Raw genomic sequence first — 14,841 nt, forward strand, 5'->3', positions numbered from 1 at the left:
GCGCGCTGTGCGCGGGTTGCCAGGCCGGCCGTCCACAGTGACGGCATGGCACACGCAATCCAGGCCGAGGGCCTTGTCAAACACTTCGGGGACACCAAGGCCCTGGATGGAGTGGACCTCGAGGTCCCCTTCGGCCAGGTCGTGGGCGTGCTCGGCCCGAACGGCGCGGGCAAGACCACCGCCGTCCGCATCCTGGCGACGCTGATGAAACCCGACGCGGGCAGAGCGACCGTCGGCGGCTACGACGTCGTCACCGACCCGGTCCGGGTCCGCAGCCTGATCGGGCTGACCGGGCAGTACGCCTCGGTCGACGAGGACCTCAACGGCATCGAGAACCTGGTCCTCATCGGACGGTTGTACGGCTACTCCCGCGCCCACTCGAAGACCCGCGCCGCCGAGCTCATCGAGCGGTTCGAGCTGACCGGTGCGGCGAAGCGGCCCATCCGGACCTACTCGGGCGGCATGCGACGGCGTCTCGACCTCGCCGCCAGCCTCGTCGGCCGGCCCGAGGTGCTCTACCTCGACGAACCGACCACCGGCCTCGACCCGCACGCCCGCAACGAGGTCTGGGAGGTCGTCCGCACCCTCGTCGCCGAGGGCGCGACGGTCCTGCTGACCACGCAGTACCTCGAAGAAGCCGACCAGCTGGCCGACAAGATCACCGTGTTCGACCACGGCCGCGTCGTCGCCGACGGCCGCGCCGACGAGCTGAAGCGCCGCGTCGGCGGGCAGACGCTGCAGGTCCGGCCGACCCAGCTGTCCGACATGGACGCCGTCAACCGGATCCTCGGCGACCTCTCCGGCGTCCAGCCGACCCGCGACGACTCGAGCGGGCTGCTCACCGCGCCGGTCAACGACCCGGTGCTGCTGTCCACCCTGGTCCGCAAGCTCGACGAAGCCGGGATCACCGCGGACGAGCTGGCGCTGCGGCTGCCCAGCCTCGACGAGGTCTTCCTCGCCCTGACCGGGCACCCCGCCGAAGAGTCCACTGAGGACACCCGCGACCTCGAAGGGAGCCTGGCATGACGACACTGGCGCTCGACCGCCCGGCCCCGCCGCGGCACATCAGCCCCGCCAAGGGCTTCGGCCACGCGCTTTCGCTGGCCTGGCGCGGCATCCTGAAGATCCGCAAGAACCCCGAACAGCTCGCCGACGTCACCCTGATGCCGATCATCTTCCTGGTGATGTTCGTGTACCTGTTCGGCGGCGCGCTCTCCGGCTCGACCGACGCCTACCTGCAGATGGTCGTCCCGGGCATCATCGTGATGAACATCCTGCAGGCGTGCCTGACCGTGGGCACGAACCTCAACACCGACATCACCAAGGGCGTGTTCGACCGGTTCCGCAGCATGCCGATCGCCCGGTCGGCACCGCTGGTCGGCGCGGTGCTCGCCGACGTCGTCCGCTACGTCGTCTGCCTGACCGTGCTGATGGTCGTCGCGACGATCATGGGCTACCGCATCGCGACCAGCCCCGGCGAGTTCGCCGTGGCGATCCTGCTGGCGCTGGCGTTCGGGCTCTGTTTCTGCTGGGGCTCGGTGTTCGTCGGCATGCTGATGAAGTCGCCGGGTTCGGCGCAGGCGCTCATGTTCGTCTTCATCATGCCGCTGACGTTCGGCAGCAACGTGTTCGTCCAGACGTCCACGATGCCGGGCTGGCTGCGGGCGTGGGCCGACATCAGCCCGGTCAGCCTGATGGCGAACGCGCTGCGCGGCCTGATGAACGGCGGCGCCGTCGCCGGGCCGCTGGCCGGGGCGCTGGCCTGGATGGCCGGTGCGGTCATCGTGTTCTTCCCGCTGGCCACGTGGGCGTACCGCCGGCGGGTGTGAGGCGCGAGGACACGGGGGTGACCCGCGCCAGGGGGAGCTGAAGGGGACGTCCGCGCGGGCGTCCCCTTCAGCCGATCGCGGTGTACATCTCCGCGATGGCGTCCTCTTTGGACATCCCGCGCACCGCCGCGACCACCTCGTCGTACTTCGTGTCGGAAAGCCGCGCGCGCAGGTCGGCGATCAGCTCGCGCACGTCCGGGTTGCCGAGGTCGAACCGGCCGCGGATCAGCGCCGACGTGCCCAGCAGGCGCGCCGACTCCTCGAACCGGCCCTGCCGGTCGCGCACCAGGGCCAGGAGCTCCACGGCGCCGGCGAGATCCGGCATGTCACCGCGGTCCCGCGTCGCGCGGATGGCCTTGACCACGTGCGCCTCGGCCGCGTCCGGCCGGTTCTCGGCCAGCGCCACCCGGCCTTCGAACGCGCTGACCCACTCCTCGCCCATGCCCTCCGGGAACGCGGCCTCCCACGTGAGCTCCTTGAGCCGGTCGAGTGCCGCGCGCGCTTCGGCCAGCCGTCCGCTGCGCAGGCACAGCTCGATCCGGCCGAACGCCAGGATCGCCTTCTGCTGCGGGTTCCCGATCTCCCGCCCGTAGCGCTCGGCGGCCTCCTGGTCGCGCCACGCGCCCTCGATGTCCCCGAGGCGGGCCCGTTCGACCGCCAGGCGCCACCAGTGCTGGACGACGTCTTCGTGCGACCGCAGCTCCATCGACAGCGCGAGCCCCTGCTGGTACACCTCGATCGCGCGCTCGCCGTCGCCGGCCTGCGAAAGGGCGTTCGCCTTGAAGCTCAACGTCATCGCCGTGCCCCAGCGGTCGCCGACCGCGCGGAAGCCGTCGTGCGCCCGGGTCCGCTCCCGGTCCGCGGCCTCGATGTCCCCGAGGTCCTCGCGCAGGAAGCTCTCCACCCAGTGGCCGCCGGAGCGCGTCCAGAGGTCGTCGGAAGCCTGCGCGCGGCGCACCTCCCGCATCGCCAGCTCGTGGTCACCACCGAGGAACGCGAGCATCGGCAGCGCCACGGACAGCCCCGGGTACTTCCCGGCCGCGCCGGTGCGGACGCACTCGTCGACCACCACGCGGACGTCCGCGAGCGGCAGCCGGGTCGGCACCTGGTGGAACAGCAGCGAGATCGCGCGGTAGGCCGCGTTGACGTCCGGGGGCAGCCGGTCGCCGAAGGCGAGCACCGAGTCGATGAACTCTTCGGCCCGCTCGCCCTGCCCGAGGATGGTGAAATACCAGAACATCCCGTTCAGCAGCCGCACCGAAGTGTCCACATCGGACTTCTCGATGGCGGCGCGCAGCGCGCCGGTGAGGTTGGCCGTCTCCGCCTCGTACAGGTCGATCGCGGCCAGCTGCGCCGCGGTGCGCAGCGACGCTTCCACCCCTTCGACCAGGTCGACGTAGTAGCGGGCCATCGCCCGCTCGAACGCGTCCCGCTCGCCCGACTCGGCCAGCCGCTCACCGGCGTAGGCCCGCAGGGTCTCGAGCATCCGGTACCGCGGCTCGCCACCGCGGTCCACGGCGTCCACAATGGACTTCTCGATGAGGGTGCCGAGCACGTACGGGACGTCCGCGGCCGGCAGCAGCTCGTCCGCGCAGACCCGCTCGACGGCGTCCATCGGCGCGCCGCTGGGGAACACCGCGAGCCGCCGCGCGAGCACCAGCTCCGGCTCGGTGAGCAGATCCCAGCTCCACTCGACGACCGCGCGCAGCGTCCGCTGCCGCGGCAACGCCGTGCGGCTGCCCGACGTGAGCAGGCGGAACCGGTCGTCGAGCCGGGCCGCGATCTGGGCCGGCGTCATCGACCGCAGCCGCGCGGCGGCCAGCTCCAGGGCCAGCGGCATCCCGTCGAGCCGGCGGCAGATCTGCCCGACGTCGTCCACAGTGGACTCGTCGAGCACGAAGTCGGGCCGGACCGCGCTCGCCCGGTCGAGGAACAGCCGCGTCGAGTCCAGCTCGGCGGCTTCGGCGGGCGCCACGCGCTCGGCGGGCACGGGCAGCGGCCCGAGCGGGCAGAGCGCCTCGCCCGTGATGGCCAGCGGCTCCCGGCTGGTCGCGAGGATCCGCAGGCCGGGCACCCGGCCCAGCAGGTCGTCGGCCAGCGTCGCGGCCGCGTCGACGACGTGCTCGCAGTTGTCCAGCACGAGCAGCGCCTCGCCGCCGGCCAGCACCTCGACGGCGTGGCCCAGCAGGTCCGGCCGCCGCCGCACCTCGGTCTCGGTGCTGCGGATGTCGCGCACCTCCAGCGCGCCGAGCACCGCCCCGACGACGTCGCCGGGGTCGCGGACGCCGGCCAGCGGCACGAACCACACGCGGCCGCGCCGGTGTGCCGGGTGCCTCGACGCGGCCTCGGTCGCCAGCCGGGTCTTGCCCGCGCCGCCGGGACCGACCAGCGTCACCAGCCGGGCGCCGCCGAGCAGTTCGGCCAGCAGCTTGAGCTCGTCGTCGCGGCCGATGAACGACGTCAGCCGGGTCGGCAGCCGGTCGGCCACCGGCGCGGGCGGCGCGAACTCCCCGCGCAGCGCGGCCAGGTGCACCTCCTGCAGCTCGGCCGACGGGTCGACGCCGAGCTGGTCGGCCAGGGTGGCGCGGATCCCGGCGTAGACGGCCAGCGCCTCCGACTGGCGCCCGGCCGCGCACAGCGCGCGGATCCGCAGCCCGGCGAGCCGCTCGCGCAGCGGGTCGGCGTCGGCCGCGGCGGCCAGGTCGGCGAGGACGCCGGCGTGCTCGCCCAGCCGGATCAGGGCCTCGAACCGGTCTTCGGCCGCCTCGGCCCGCAGGTCGGCGAGCCGCCGGGCGGGCGCAGCCGCGAACGGCGCGTCGAGGACATCGGCGAGCGCACCGCCCTGCCACAGCGCGAGGGCCTCGGTGAGCAGCTCGGCCGCATACGCGTCCCGGCCCGCGGCCAGCTCCCGGCGGCCGTCCGCGGCGAGGCGTTCGAACCGGTCGGCGTCGACGTCCCCGGCGGCGACCCCGAGCCGGTAGCCGCCCGGGCCGGATTCGACCGCCACCGGCAGCGCCTTGCGCAGCCGCGAGACCAGCGACTGCAGGGCGTTGGCGGCGTCGGCGGGCGGATCGGCGCCCCAGAGCCCGTCGACGAGCGCGTCGGCCGGGACGGCGCGGCCGGCGTCCAGCGCGAGCCTGGCCAAGAGCATGCGGAGGCGGGCCCCGCCGATGTCGATCGGGGTGCCGTCGTCCTCGGTCGCCCGCAGCGGGCCCAGCAGCGCAACGCGCATGCGTCCAGCTTTCCAGACCCCGCCACGGCTCCGGGCGCGGATGGCCGGACCGGCACCGACGGAAGTGTTGACTTTCCGGACAAATGCGACGTCAGCCCGCCAGGGCCCGCAGTCCGGGCGCTACGTTGCGGTTTCAAGGTCACCCCAGACGGACAGGGAGCGTTCATGAGGGGACGGAAACCGGTCGTGCTGGCCGCCGCGCTGGTCACCGGCATCTGCCTGAGCGGCGGGGTCGCCGCCGCCGGGAACGACTGGGGCGCGCAGCCGGGCAGCGACGGCGCCGGCGACAGCTACTACCCACAGGACGGCAACGGCGGCTACGACGTCGCCGACTACAACCTGAAGGTCGGCTACGACCCCGCATCGCACCAGCTCACCGGGCTCCAGGACATCTCCGCCCGGGCCACGCAGTCGCTGAGCTCGTTCGACCTCGACCTGCACGGCCTGACCGTCGACTCGGTCGAGGTCGACGGCCGCGACGCGAACTTCTCCCGGACCGGCGACCACGAGCTGGTCATCACGCCGTCGCGGGCGTTGCGGCGCGGCGACCGCTTCGGGGTCAAGATCGCCTACCACGGCGTGCCCGCCCCGATCAGCGACCCGTCGCTCGGCAACAACGGCTGGCAGTTCGCCCAGGCGGGCGGCGCGTTCGTCGCCGGGGAGCCGAAGTCGGCCACCACCTGGTACCCGGTCAACGACACCCCGCTCGACAAGGCGACGTTCCACCTCGCGATCACCGTGCCCGACGAGTGGGGCGTGATCGCGAACGGCCGCGAGAAGCCGTCGGTCAAGGCACCGGGCGGCGGCACCACGCACTTCTGGGCCGAGGAAACACCGATCGTGCCGTACATGACGACGGTCGCGATCGACAAGTGGACCTTCGACCGCCGGCAGCGCGAGGACGGCACCCCGGTCGTCAGCGCGTTCGCCCCGGGCACCCCGGACTCGACCAAGCAGGCCGAGGGCCGGCTGCCGGAGATCCTCGACTTCCTCGAGTCGAAGTTCGGCAAGTACCCGATCGACGCCGCCGGCGGCATCTTCCTCAACGAGCAGATCGGCTTCTCGCTCGAAACGATGAGCCGCCCGATCTACTCCGCGGGCTGGGCCGGCACGGTGCCGACGATCGTCCACGAGAACGCCCACCAGTGGTACGGCGACTCGGTCGCGGTCGAGCACTGGAAGGACGTCTGCCTCAACGAGTGCTTCGCCTCCTACGCCGAATGGCTGTGGGACGAGGCGAAGGAGGGCGTCGACCTGAACAAGCAGTACGCGGACGACGTCAAGAAGGCGTCGGCGAACTTCTGGAACGGCAAGCTCTACGACATGGGCCCCGGCAAGGAGTTCACGTACGTGTACTCCAAGGGCCCGGTGATGCTGCACGCGCTGCGCAACTACGTCGGGCAGGCCGCGTTCGACCGGGTGCTCAGGACCTGGCCGGCGCTGCACCGCAACGGCAACGCGAACATGCAGGAGTTCCAGCAGTACACCGAGAAGGTCGCGCACAAGGACCTCCAGGGCTTCTTCGACGCGTGGGTGTACGGCACCGGCAAGCCCGCCGACCAGTACCTGTTCCCGGGTGGGCTGAAGCCCGCCGCCTGACGGGTAGGTTCGTGAAGGCCACCTCGCTCTTTCGAGGTGGCTTTCACGACGTCGGAGGTCGCATGGGCAAGGTGCTGTTGACGGGGTTCGCGCCGTTCGGCGGCGAGTCGGTGAACCCGTCGTGGCAGGCGGTTTCGCTGCTCGGCACGCGCCGGGACGACGTCGCCGCGGTCGAGCTGCCGTGCGAGTTCGCCGCGTCACTGCCCGCGTTGCGCGCGGCGGTCGTGACGCACCGGCCGTCCTTGGTGGTCTGCGTGGGCCAGGCGGGCGGACGTCCCGAGGTGACGCCGGAGCGCGTCGCGATCAACCTGGTCGACGCCCGGATCCCCGACAACGCGGGCGCGCAGCCGGTGGACGTCCCGGTGGTCGCGGACGGGCCGGCGGCGTACTTCACGACGTTGCCGGTGAAGGCCTGCGTCGCGGCGATCCGCGCGTCGGGCGTGCCGGCGTCGGTCTCCCACACGGCCGGGACGTACGTGTGCAACCAGGTCTTCTACGGGCTGATGCACCTGCTGGCCACCGAGTTCCCGGCCGTGCGCGGCGGGTTCGTGCACGTCCCGTTCAGCCCGGAGCAGGTGGCGTCGTCCGGCAAGGCCGCGCCTTCGCTGGGCGTGGACCGGATCGCGGCCGCCCTGGACGTGTTGGTGGACACGGCGTTGAAGACCACGGAGGACCTGGCCGTCAGCGCGGGCGCGGAACACTAGCCACCGCGGCCGGTCAGCTCCACGAACGCCGCCGGCCCGGGCACGTTGTGGTGGACGGTCAGGTCCGCCACCCGGTCGCCGGTCCAGGCGGGGGTGAAGCTCACGACCAGCGTGCACCGCCTCCCCGGGGCCACGTCGTGGCCGACGCACGCGCTCGCGTCCACCGCGAACTCCGTGCTGTCCAGTTCGGTCCCGGTGACCCGCAGCGCGCCGGCGCCGACGCTGCGGACCGCGACCGTGCAGGTCGTCGTCGTGCGCACCGGCGTCACCCCGCACGCGACCGACTCCGGGACGATCACCCGCGGCACCGCCGCGTCCGGGGCCGGCCCCACCGGGAACGTCGCCGGGCCGCCGCGCACGAGGTCGACCACCGTCACCCCGGTCACCGTCAGCACCAGCGCGCCCGCGGCCAGCAGCACGATCGCGATCGCCTTGATACCGCGAGCAGTGCCGTCCTTGGCGGTGAAGCCGCCGGCCGCCAGCACCGTCACCACCAGCGTCGAAACCAGCGTCGCGTTCGGACCGGCACCGATCGCCGCCGGGACGAGCGTGCCGAGCAGCGAAGCGGCCATCGTGACGCCGAATCCGGTCCAGGAGAAGCGTTTCGCGTCGCGCAGCCGGCTCCGCACGGTCGGCGCGCGAGGCTTCGTGACTGTGCTCATGCAGGTAAGAGCACCGGCCGCCCCGGACAGGTACGACATTCGCCCGTTCGGCGGCACGCGCCGCGCCGTGGACTTACGTCGAGACGCAGCGGGAGTCGACGAAGCAGACCGCGCAGCTGCCCGGTAGGCGCTCAGAACTGCCGCTGCCACGGCGGCGGCACCGTGAGGTCCGGGCGCCCGGCGCCGAGCCGGACGTGCTGCAGGCCGAACGCCACGGCCGTCTCCGGCTGGCTCTGCGTCGCCGGCTGCACGCGCAGCTTCCGGGCCAGCAGGTCGGCCAGCAGCGGCATCCGGCTGGGGCCGCCGACGAGGTAGACCCCGGCGAGGCGGTCGGGGGTCAGCCCGGCACGGTGGATCGTCGCTTCGAGGAGTTCCGCGCTGCGCAGCAGACTCGGCCGTACCAGCGCTTCCAGCTCCGCCCGCGTGACGACGACGTCGCCGAACGGCTCGGGCATCGGCACGGCCGTCTCGTGGTGGCGGGACAGGCTTTCCTTGGCGCCCTTGACGTCCTGCAGCAGGGCGCGCCGCTGACGTCGTTCGGACTTCGTGCGCGGGCGGAGTAAACCCTGCCACTGCAACGGATCCGCGTAGGACACGGACCGTCCGATGTGGACGAGCAGGGCCTGGTCGATGTCGAGGCTGCCGATGTCGGTGAGCCCGTCCTCGGCGAGCACCGCGAACCCGTGCGGCGTCATGCCGACGACGGCGCAGTCGAAGGTGCCGGCCCCGAGGTCGTAAACGCCGACCGGCCCCCCGCCCCGGCCCCCGAGGGCGGCGTAGTGCGCCGCCGCGGCGACGGGCTCGGGAACCAGCCGCACGTCCCCGAACCCGGCCCGCGCCGCGGCGGCGCGAAGAACGTCCTGGCGGCGCGCATCCCAGCCGGCGGGGTGCGAAATCCGCACCTGAGCGGGCGGGCGGCCGAGCTCACGCCAGGCTTCCTCACCAACCCGCCGGAGGACGGCGGCGAAGGTGTCGGCGATGTCGAAGGTGTGCTCACCGAGCTGCAGGGAGCCCTCGTCGATCCGCCGCTTGGGATTGGCCTCGAACCGGCTGGGATCAAGCCGCGCCCGCCGTTCGGCTTCCAACCCGGCAACGAGCAGCCCATCGTCGTTGACGCAGACGGCGGACGGCATGGTCACCGTCCCGTCGACCTCGACCGCCCACGGCGCCCGCCCGGCGGCGGCCACGACGGCAACGGTGCTGGAAGTCCCGAAGTCGATCGACAGCACGTCCACGCAGGTTCCCCTCCCACGGGCATCGTCTCACGGCCCGGGAAGCAGCGGCCGATCAGGCGCAGACGTCGGCGGACGGAACCCGAGCACATAAGCCTGAGTGGCCTCGCGCGCGGCAGTACGGGCGGCCTCGACATCCCGTCCGGCCTCCCGGTCGGCGGCTGCCTTGTCCGCCTTCACGTCCTTCCACGAACGGCTCATACCTCTCCTCACTTCAGGTGTGCGCGGAAACGCTGCTCCGCGATCGGGATGTTCCGGTCGTACCAGACTTTCCGTTTCCGGGCGAGGCGACGGATCGCCAGACGCAAGAAGGGCGGCTCCCCACTCGGGGGAACCGCCCTTCCTACGTGCCTAGAGCGTCACTCGCCTTCGGCTTCGCCGCTCTGTTCCTCGTGGCCGGCGCCGATGCTGACCGGCGGGGCGTCCGGGACCGAGGACGGCTTGCGCTCACCGCGGAAGGTGAAGTGCGCCTGGTCGTCCTTGTCCTCGGGGTTGCCGCTCCAGCCTTCGACGTCCACCAGGATGATCTGGCCCGGCTCGACCTCGCCGAAGAGGATCTTCTCCGACAGCTGGTCCTCGATCTCGCGCTGGATCGTGCGGCGCAGCGGCCGCGCGCCGAGCACCGGGTCGAAGCCGCGCTTGGCCAGCAGGGCCTTCGCCTTCGACGTCAGCTCCAGCTCCATGTCCTTGGCCTTGAGCTGCGTCTCGACGCGGCCGATCATCAGGTCGACCATCTCGATGATCTGTTCCTGCGTCAGCTGGTGGAACACGATGATGTCATCGATCCGGTTCAGGAACTCCGGGCGGAAATGCTTCTTCATTTCCTCGTTGACCTTCTGCTTCATCTTCTCGTACCGGGTGCCGGTGTCGTTGGACCCGGCGAACCCGAGCGAGACGGACTTCGAGATGTCCGAGGTGCCCAGGTTGGACGTGAAGATGAGGACCGTGTTCTTGAAGTCGACCGTGCGGCCCTGACCGTCGGTCAGGCGGCCGTCCTCCAGCACCTGCAGGAGCGTGTTGTAGATCTCCTGGTGCGCCTTCTCGATCTCGTCGAACAGGACCACCGAGAACGGCTTGCGACGCACCTTCTCCGTCAGCTGGCCGCCCTCTTCGTAGCCGACGTAGCCCGGAGGGGCACCGAAGAGCCGCGAAGCGGTGTAGCGGTCGTGGAACTCACCCATGTCGATCTGGATGAGCGCGTCGTCCTCGCCGAACAGGAACGAGGCCAGCGCCTTGGACAGCTCGGTCTTACCGACACCGGACGGGCCGGCGAAGATGAACGAGCCCGACGGGCGCTTCGGGTCCTTCAGGCCGGCACGCGTACGGCGGATCGCCTGCGAGACGGCCTTGACCGCGTCCTCCTGGCCGATGATGCGCTTGTGGAGCTCTTCCTCCATGCGCAGCAGCCGGGTGGTCTCCTCCTCGGTCAGCTTGAACACCGGGATGCCGGTCCAGTTGGCCAGCACCTCCGCGATCTGCTCGTCGTCGACCTCGGCGACGACGTCGAGGTCGCCGTCCTTCCACTGCTTCTCCCGCTCGCCCTTCTGGCCGAGGAGGGTCTTCTCCTCGTCACGCAGGCGGGCGGCCCGCTCGAAGTCCTGCGCGTCGATCGCGGACTCCTTGTCGCGACGGACGTTCGCGATCTTCTCGTCGAACTCGCGCAGGTCCGGCGGCGCGGTCATCCGGCGGATGCGCATCCGGGCGCCGGCCTCGTCGATCAGGTCGATCGCCTTGTCCGGGAGGAACCGGTCGTTGATGTACCGGTCCGCCAGGGTCGCGGCGGCGACCAGCGCCGAGTCGGTGATCGAGACGCGGTGGTGCGCCTCGTACCGGTCGCGCAGGCCCTTGAGGATCTCGATCGTGTGCTCCAGCGACGGCTCGCCGACCTGGATCGGCTGGAACCGGCGCTCGAGGGCGGCGTCCTTCTCGATGTACTTGCGGTACTCCTCGAGCGTGGTCGCGCCGATCGTCTGCAGCTCACCGCGGGCGAGCATCGGCTTCAGGATCGAAGCCGCGTCGATCGCGCCCTCGGCGGCACCCGCCCCGACCAGCGTGTGCAGCTCGTCGATGAACAGGATGATGTCGCCGCGGGTCTTGATCTCCTTGAGCACCTTCTTCAGGCGCTCTTCGAAGTCACCGCGGTAGCGGGAGCCGGCGACCAGGGAGCCCAGGTCCAGCGTGTAGAGCTGCTTGTCCTTGAGCGTCTCGGGCACCTCGCCCTTGACGATGCTCTGCGCGAGGCCCTCGACGACGGCGGTCTTGCCGACGCCGGGCTCGCCGATGAGCACCGGGTTGTTCTTGGTGCGGCGGGACAGCACCTGCATGACCCGCTCGATCTCCTTGCCGCGCCCGATGACCGGGTCGAGCTTGCCTTCGCGGGCCAGCACGGTCATGTTGCGGCCGAACTGGTCCAGCACCAGCGACGAGGACGGCGTGCCCTCTCCGCGGCCGCCGGAACCGGTCTCGGTGGACTCCTTGCCCTGGTAGCCCGAGAGCAGCTGCAGCACCTGCTGACGGACCCGGTTGAGGTCCGCACCCAGCTTGACCAGGACCTGCGCGGCGACGCCCTCGCCCTCGCGGATCAGGCCGAGCAGGATGTGCTCGGTGCCGATGTAGTTGTGGCCGAGCTGCAGCGCTTCGCGCAGCGACAGCTCCAGCACCTTCTTCGCCCGCGGCGTGAAGGGGATGTGCCCGCTCGGGGCCTGCTGGCCCTGGCCGATGATCTCTTCGACCTGCTGGCGGACGCCCTCAAGCGCGATACCCAGCGACTCCAGCGCCTTGGCGGCGACACCCTCACCCTCGTGGATCAGACCCAGGAGGATGTGCTCGGTGCCGATGTAGTTGTGGTTGAGCATCCTGGCCTCTTCTTGAGCCAGGACGACCACCCGCCTCGCGCGGTCGGTGAACCTCTCAAACATGTGCACTCCCTCGACTGCTGCGCCGGCGGCCCTTGTCCATCGTGCTTTCACCGCGATGGATTCAGCACCGTGAGACCACTCTAGTAGCCAACTGGTCGCGCTGGCGTACCACTGGGGCTCTTCGTGGCCTTTTCCGCACCCGGTCGTGGCTTCCACCGGGTGCTTCCATCTTCAGGTTGCCCAGCACCTTTACGTCAACCCCAACGTGCGGGCGGCCACCCGGATTCCGCCATCCGCGCGGTGTCCGCTCACCGCGAACAGTCCGCAAGCTGGGAGTTCCCCGCTCGAGCACCACCCGATCGGCGCAGTATCGCCACTCAGTAAGGTTAGGCACGCCTAATATCGAGAGGAGAGCGGGTGAGTCAGCAGCGGTCCTCCCGTGCCACGCGCGAGGTCGGCGACGGCCTCGCGTCGTCGCTCCTGCGGGTCTCCGGCCTGCGGGAACACCCCGAACTGCGCCGCGACGTCCCGCCCGGCTGGATCCGCTGCTCGGAGCTGCTGGAGACGCCCGCGTACTTCGCCGAGTGGCGTGACCTCCTCGCCGGCTCGCTGCAGGCCTCGTACGGTGCCGCGCCGGCCCGGACGACGGCCGCCTGGGTGCTGACCTGGTACTTGTACGTCCCCGCGCACGTCGGCGCACTCCTGCTGCACCACGAGCGGCGGGTGCCGTCGCTGAAGCCCGCCGAGCTGGCGTTCCGGCTGGCCGACGACGGCCCGCACCCGGCCGGCACGGCCGTCCTGGGCACCGCCTTCCACTGCCTCCCGACCGACCCGGGCTCGGCCCGCCCGGAGGCGACGGCCGTCCGCGACGAGCGGGCCCTGGCAGCCGTCCTGCGGGCGCGCTACGTGGCCCACGCGACGCAGTTCGTCCGGGCCTACGCGCCGGTCAGCAGGCTCGGCCCGCGCGCGCTCTGGGCCGCGGCGACGGACGCGCTGGACAACGCGCTGTGGTGGGCGGGCGGCCAGGGCGGCACCCCCGAAGCCGAGGGCGCGGGCGTCGCCGACGCGGCACTGGTCCTGGACGAGCGGTACCCGCCGCTGACGTCCGCGTCGACGTTGCGCCTGGCCGAGAACCGCGAGTGGACCCGGCGGCGCGAGAGCTGCTGCTTCTCGTACCTGCTGCCCGGCGAGCCCGAATGCGACGGCTGCCCGCGCACCTGCCCCCGCTGACCGGTCAGGCCGGCCGGTGCGGGTCCCGGCCCGACGCTCCCAGCGCCCGGTCCAGCGGCGACGCGTCCCCGACGTCCACAGCGGGCCCGTAGACGCCCATCGACCGCGCCTGCTCGCCCATGGCCACCGCGGACTCGTACACCTCCGTCGCCGCCTCCGGGGCGCAGGACAGCTCCTGGCCGCTCGCCCGGGCCAGGTCCCAGCCGTGCAGGACGAACTCGCCCAGCACCATGGCGCCGACCACCGAGGCGGGCAGCTCCGCGGTCCCCAGCGCGGTCGTGCCCGTCCAGGCCGACGGCGCCCCGAAGACGTCCACGAGCGTCTCCGTCTGCTTCTTCAGCGCCGCGCGCCAGTCCGCTGTGACGAGCGCCGCCCCGGCTTCGCCGGTGGCCGGCGACGGCGGGTCCTCGCGCCGTCCCGCCGCGACCAGCCACGGACCCCAGTACAGGAGGTGGTTGAGCAGCCCGCGGACGTCGTAGCCGGCGCACGGCGTCGGGGCGGACAGGTCGGCCACGGCGTGGGCGACCCGGAGGAACTCGGCCGCGGCGGGCCGCAAGAGCTCGGCAGTCATCCCCCGATCCAAACCGCCGTGCGCGGCGCCCGTCTTGAAGGAACGCGACAGCTACCGTGGGCGCGTGGGTGAGCACCGGATCCCGCGCGGCATCGTGGCCGAGGTCACCGCGCGCACCAGATTCACGCTGACCAGGCACGCGCCCGCGCCGGAACTGGCCGAATTCGTCGACTACCACTGGGTGCTGCGCTGGGACCTGCGCGGCAAACCACCCCACGACCAGCGCGTGCTGCCGAACCTCGCCGTCCACGTGACGTTCTTCCCCGGCGCGTCGGGCGTGTACGGGCCCGCCCACGACGTCTTTTCCCACCGCCTCGAAGGCCGGGTCCAGGGCCTGGGCGTGCGTTTCCGGCCCGGGTGCTTCCGCGCGTTCCTGGACGGCCCGGTAAGTGACATCGCCGATCGGGCTGTCCCGCTCACGGACGTTTTCGGGCCGAAGGCGATCGAAGCCGCGGAATCGGTGCGGACCGCCGACGGCGACGCGCAAATGGTCCGTGCGATCGACAACTTGCTGATCGCAAATCCGGTCGAGCTGTCGCCGGCCGCGCGCAGCGCCGCGGAAGCCGTCGAATCAATCGCACGCGACCCGGGAATTACCCGGGTGTCGCAACTGTGCGCGGATACTGGACTGACCACCCGCTCCTTGCAGCGGTTGTTCGCCGAACACGTCGGCTGCCCGCCCAAGTGGGCGATCCGGATATACCGGCTCGACGAGGCGGCGCGGCGGATCGCCGCGGAAGGTGACCCGGATTACGCCGGACTGGCGGTTCGGCTGGGCTATAGCGACCAGTCGCACTTCATCCGCGATTTCCGGGCCGTGACGGGCCAGTCGCCCGGCGAGTACGCCAGGACGGCCCGCGCGGACGTCTGAGCGGTCCGGGGACGAAGAAAGCCGCCGGGTGAATAACACCCGGCGGCTTCGCC

Annotated in this window: 11 protein-coding genes and 1 pseudogene; 6 read left to right on the forward strand and 6 right to left on the reverse strand. The window is 71.7% G+C overall.

Features of this window, described 5'->3' with window-relative positions; translation table 11 throughout:
* Positions 1-45: 45 nt before the first annotated feature.
* Both ACWEN0_RS05645 and ACWEN0_RS05650 read left to right on the forward strand, forming a co-directional pair.
* Entirely contained in the window at positions 46-1,026 is a 981-nt protein-coding gene (locus tag ACWEN0_RS05645; RefSeq protein ID WP_451969227.1) for an ATP-binding cassette domain-containing protein, read from the forward strand.
* Positions 1,023-1,829, forward strand: coding sequence for an ABC transporter permease (locus ACWEN0_RS05650; RefSeq protein WP_451969229.1), 807 nt, complete (start codon positions 1,023-1,025; stop codon positions 1,827-1,829). The genes ACWEN0_RS05645 and ACWEN0_RS05650 overlap by 4 nt, the downstream gene beginning before the upstream one ends.
* Positions 1,830-1,896: 67 nt before the next feature.
* Here the strand turns inward: ACWEN0_RS05650 and ACWEN0_RS05655 are convergent, their stop codons facing one another.
* On the reverse strand, positions 1,897-5,061 hold the full coding sequence (locus ACWEN0_RS05655) for an ATP-binding protein (RefSeq protein ID WP_451969230.1): 3,165 nt from the start codon (positions 5,059-5,061) through the stop codon (positions 1,897-1,899).
* A gap of 165 nt (positions 5,062-5,226) precedes the next feature.
* Between ACWEN0_RS05655 and ACWEN0_RS05660 the strand changes: the two genes are divergently transcribed.
* On the forward strand, positions 5,227-6,660 hold the full coding sequence (locus ACWEN0_RS05660) for a M1 family metallopeptidase (RefSeq protein WP_451969232.1): 1,434 nt from the start codon (positions 5,227-5,229) through the stop codon (positions 6,658-6,660).
* 62 nt (positions 6,661-6,722) lie between these two features.
* Positions 6,723-7,364 (forward strand): pyroglutamyl-peptidase I, encoded by a 642-nt coding sequence (pcp, locus tag ACWEN0_RS05665; protein ID WP_451969234.1) that lies wholly within the window; start codon positions 6,723-6,725, stop codon positions 7,362-7,364.
* Here the strand turns inward: pcp and ACWEN0_RS05670 are convergent.
* The 4 genes and pseudogenes from ACWEN0_RS05670 to ACWEN0_RS05685 all read right to left on the reverse strand — a co-directional run bounded on the left by ACWEN0_RS05670 (position 7,361) and on the right by ACWEN0_RS05685 (position 12,176).
* Entirely contained in the window at positions 7,361-8,026 is a 666-nt protein-coding gene (locus tag ACWEN0_RS05670; protein ID WP_451969235.1) for an Ig-like domain-containing protein, read from the reverse strand. The genes pcp and ACWEN0_RS05670 overlap by 4 nt on opposite strands.
* A gap of 137 nt (positions 8,027-8,163) precedes the next feature.
* Positions 8,164-9,261: pseudogene (locus ACWEN0_RS05675) on the reverse strand (Hsp70 family protein); the annotation flags it as partial.
* Positions 9,262-9,288: 27 nt separating this feature from the next.
* Positions 9,289-9,459, reverse strand: a complete 171-nt coding sequence (locus ACWEN0_RS05680; RefSeq protein WP_451969237.1) for a hypothetical protein — start codon at positions 9,457-9,459, stop codon at positions 9,289-9,291.
* Between the two features lie 158 nt (positions 9,460-9,617).
* Complete coding sequence (locus ACWEN0_RS05685) at positions 9,618-12,176, reverse strand: ATP-dependent Clp protease ATP-binding subunit (RefSeq protein WP_451969239.1); 2,559 nt, start codon at positions 12,174-12,176, stop codon at positions 9,618-9,620.
* A 357-nt stretch (positions 12,177-12,533) separates the two neighbouring features.
* Here ACWEN0_RS05685 and ACWEN0_RS05690 point away from each other — a divergent pair, with 357 nt between their 5' ends.
* Positions 12,534-13,346 carry a (2Fe-2S)-binding protein gene (locus ACWEN0_RS05690; protein ID WP_451969241.1) on the forward strand — a complete coding sequence of 271 codons (813 nt, stop codon included), beginning with the start codon at positions 12,534-12,536 and terminating at the stop codon, positions 13,344-13,346.
* Positions 13,347-13,350: 4 nt separating this feature from the next.
* On the opposite strand, the gene ACWEN0_RS05695 is transcribed toward ACWEN0_RS05690, so the two are convergent.
* A complete protein-coding gene (locus tag ACWEN0_RS05695) occupies positions 13,351-13,917 on the reverse strand; it encodes a TIGR03086 family metal-binding protein (protein WP_451969243.1) in 567 nt (188 codons plus the stop codon).
* Between the two features lie 34 nt (positions 13,918-13,951).
* On the opposite strand from ACWEN0_RS05695, the gene ACWEN0_RS05700 reads away from it, so the two are divergent.
* Positions 13,952-14,788 (forward strand): AraC family transcriptional regulator, encoded by an 837-nt coding sequence (locus ACWEN0_RS05700; protein ID WP_451969245.1) that lies wholly within the window; start codon positions 13,952-13,954, stop codon positions 14,786-14,788.
* The last annotated feature ends 53 nt before the right edge of the window (positions 14,789-14,841 follow it).

This window comes from Amycolatopsis sp. NPDC004378, from assembly GCF_053602455.1.

Excerpts from the sequence above, each read along its gene's own strand:
- ACWEN0_RS05645 (WP_451969227.1), top strand. The coding sequence starts at position 46 with ATGGCACACGCAATCCAGGCCGAGGGCCTTGTCAAACACTTCGGGGAC.
- ACWEN0_RS05650 (WP_451969229.1), top strand. The coding sequence starts at position 1,023 with ATGACGACACTGGCGCTCGACCGCCCGGCCCCGCCGCGGCACATCAGC.
- ACWEN0_RS05655 (WP_451969230.1), bottom strand. The coding sequence starts at position 5,061 with ATGCGCGTTGCGCTGCTGGGCCCGCTGCGGGCGACCGAGGACGACGGC.
- ACWEN0_RS05660 (WP_451969232.1), top strand. The coding sequence starts at position 5,227 with ATGAGGGGACGGAAACCGGTCGTGCTGGCCGCCGCGCTGGTCACCGGC.
- pcp (WP_451969234.1), top strand. The coding sequence starts at position 6,723 with ATGGGCAAGGTGCTGTTGACGGGGTTCGCGCCGTTCGGCGGCGAGTCG.
- ACWEN0_RS05670 (WP_451969235.1), bottom strand. The coding sequence starts at position 8,026 with ATGAGCACAGTCACGAAGCCTCGCGCGCCGACCGTGCGGAGCCGGCTG.
- ACWEN0_RS05680 (WP_451969237.1), bottom strand. The coding sequence starts at position 9,459 with ATGAGCCGTTCGTGGAAGGACGTGAAGGCGGACAAGGCAGCCGCCGAC.
- ACWEN0_RS05685 (WP_451969239.1), bottom strand. The coding sequence starts at position 12,176 with ATGTTTGAGAGGTTCACCGACCGCGCGAGGCGGGTGGTCGTCCTGGCT.
- ACWEN0_RS05695 (WP_451969243.1), bottom strand. The coding sequence starts at position 13,917 with ATGACTGCCGAGCTCTTGCGGCCCGCCGCGGCCGAGTTCCTCCGGGTC.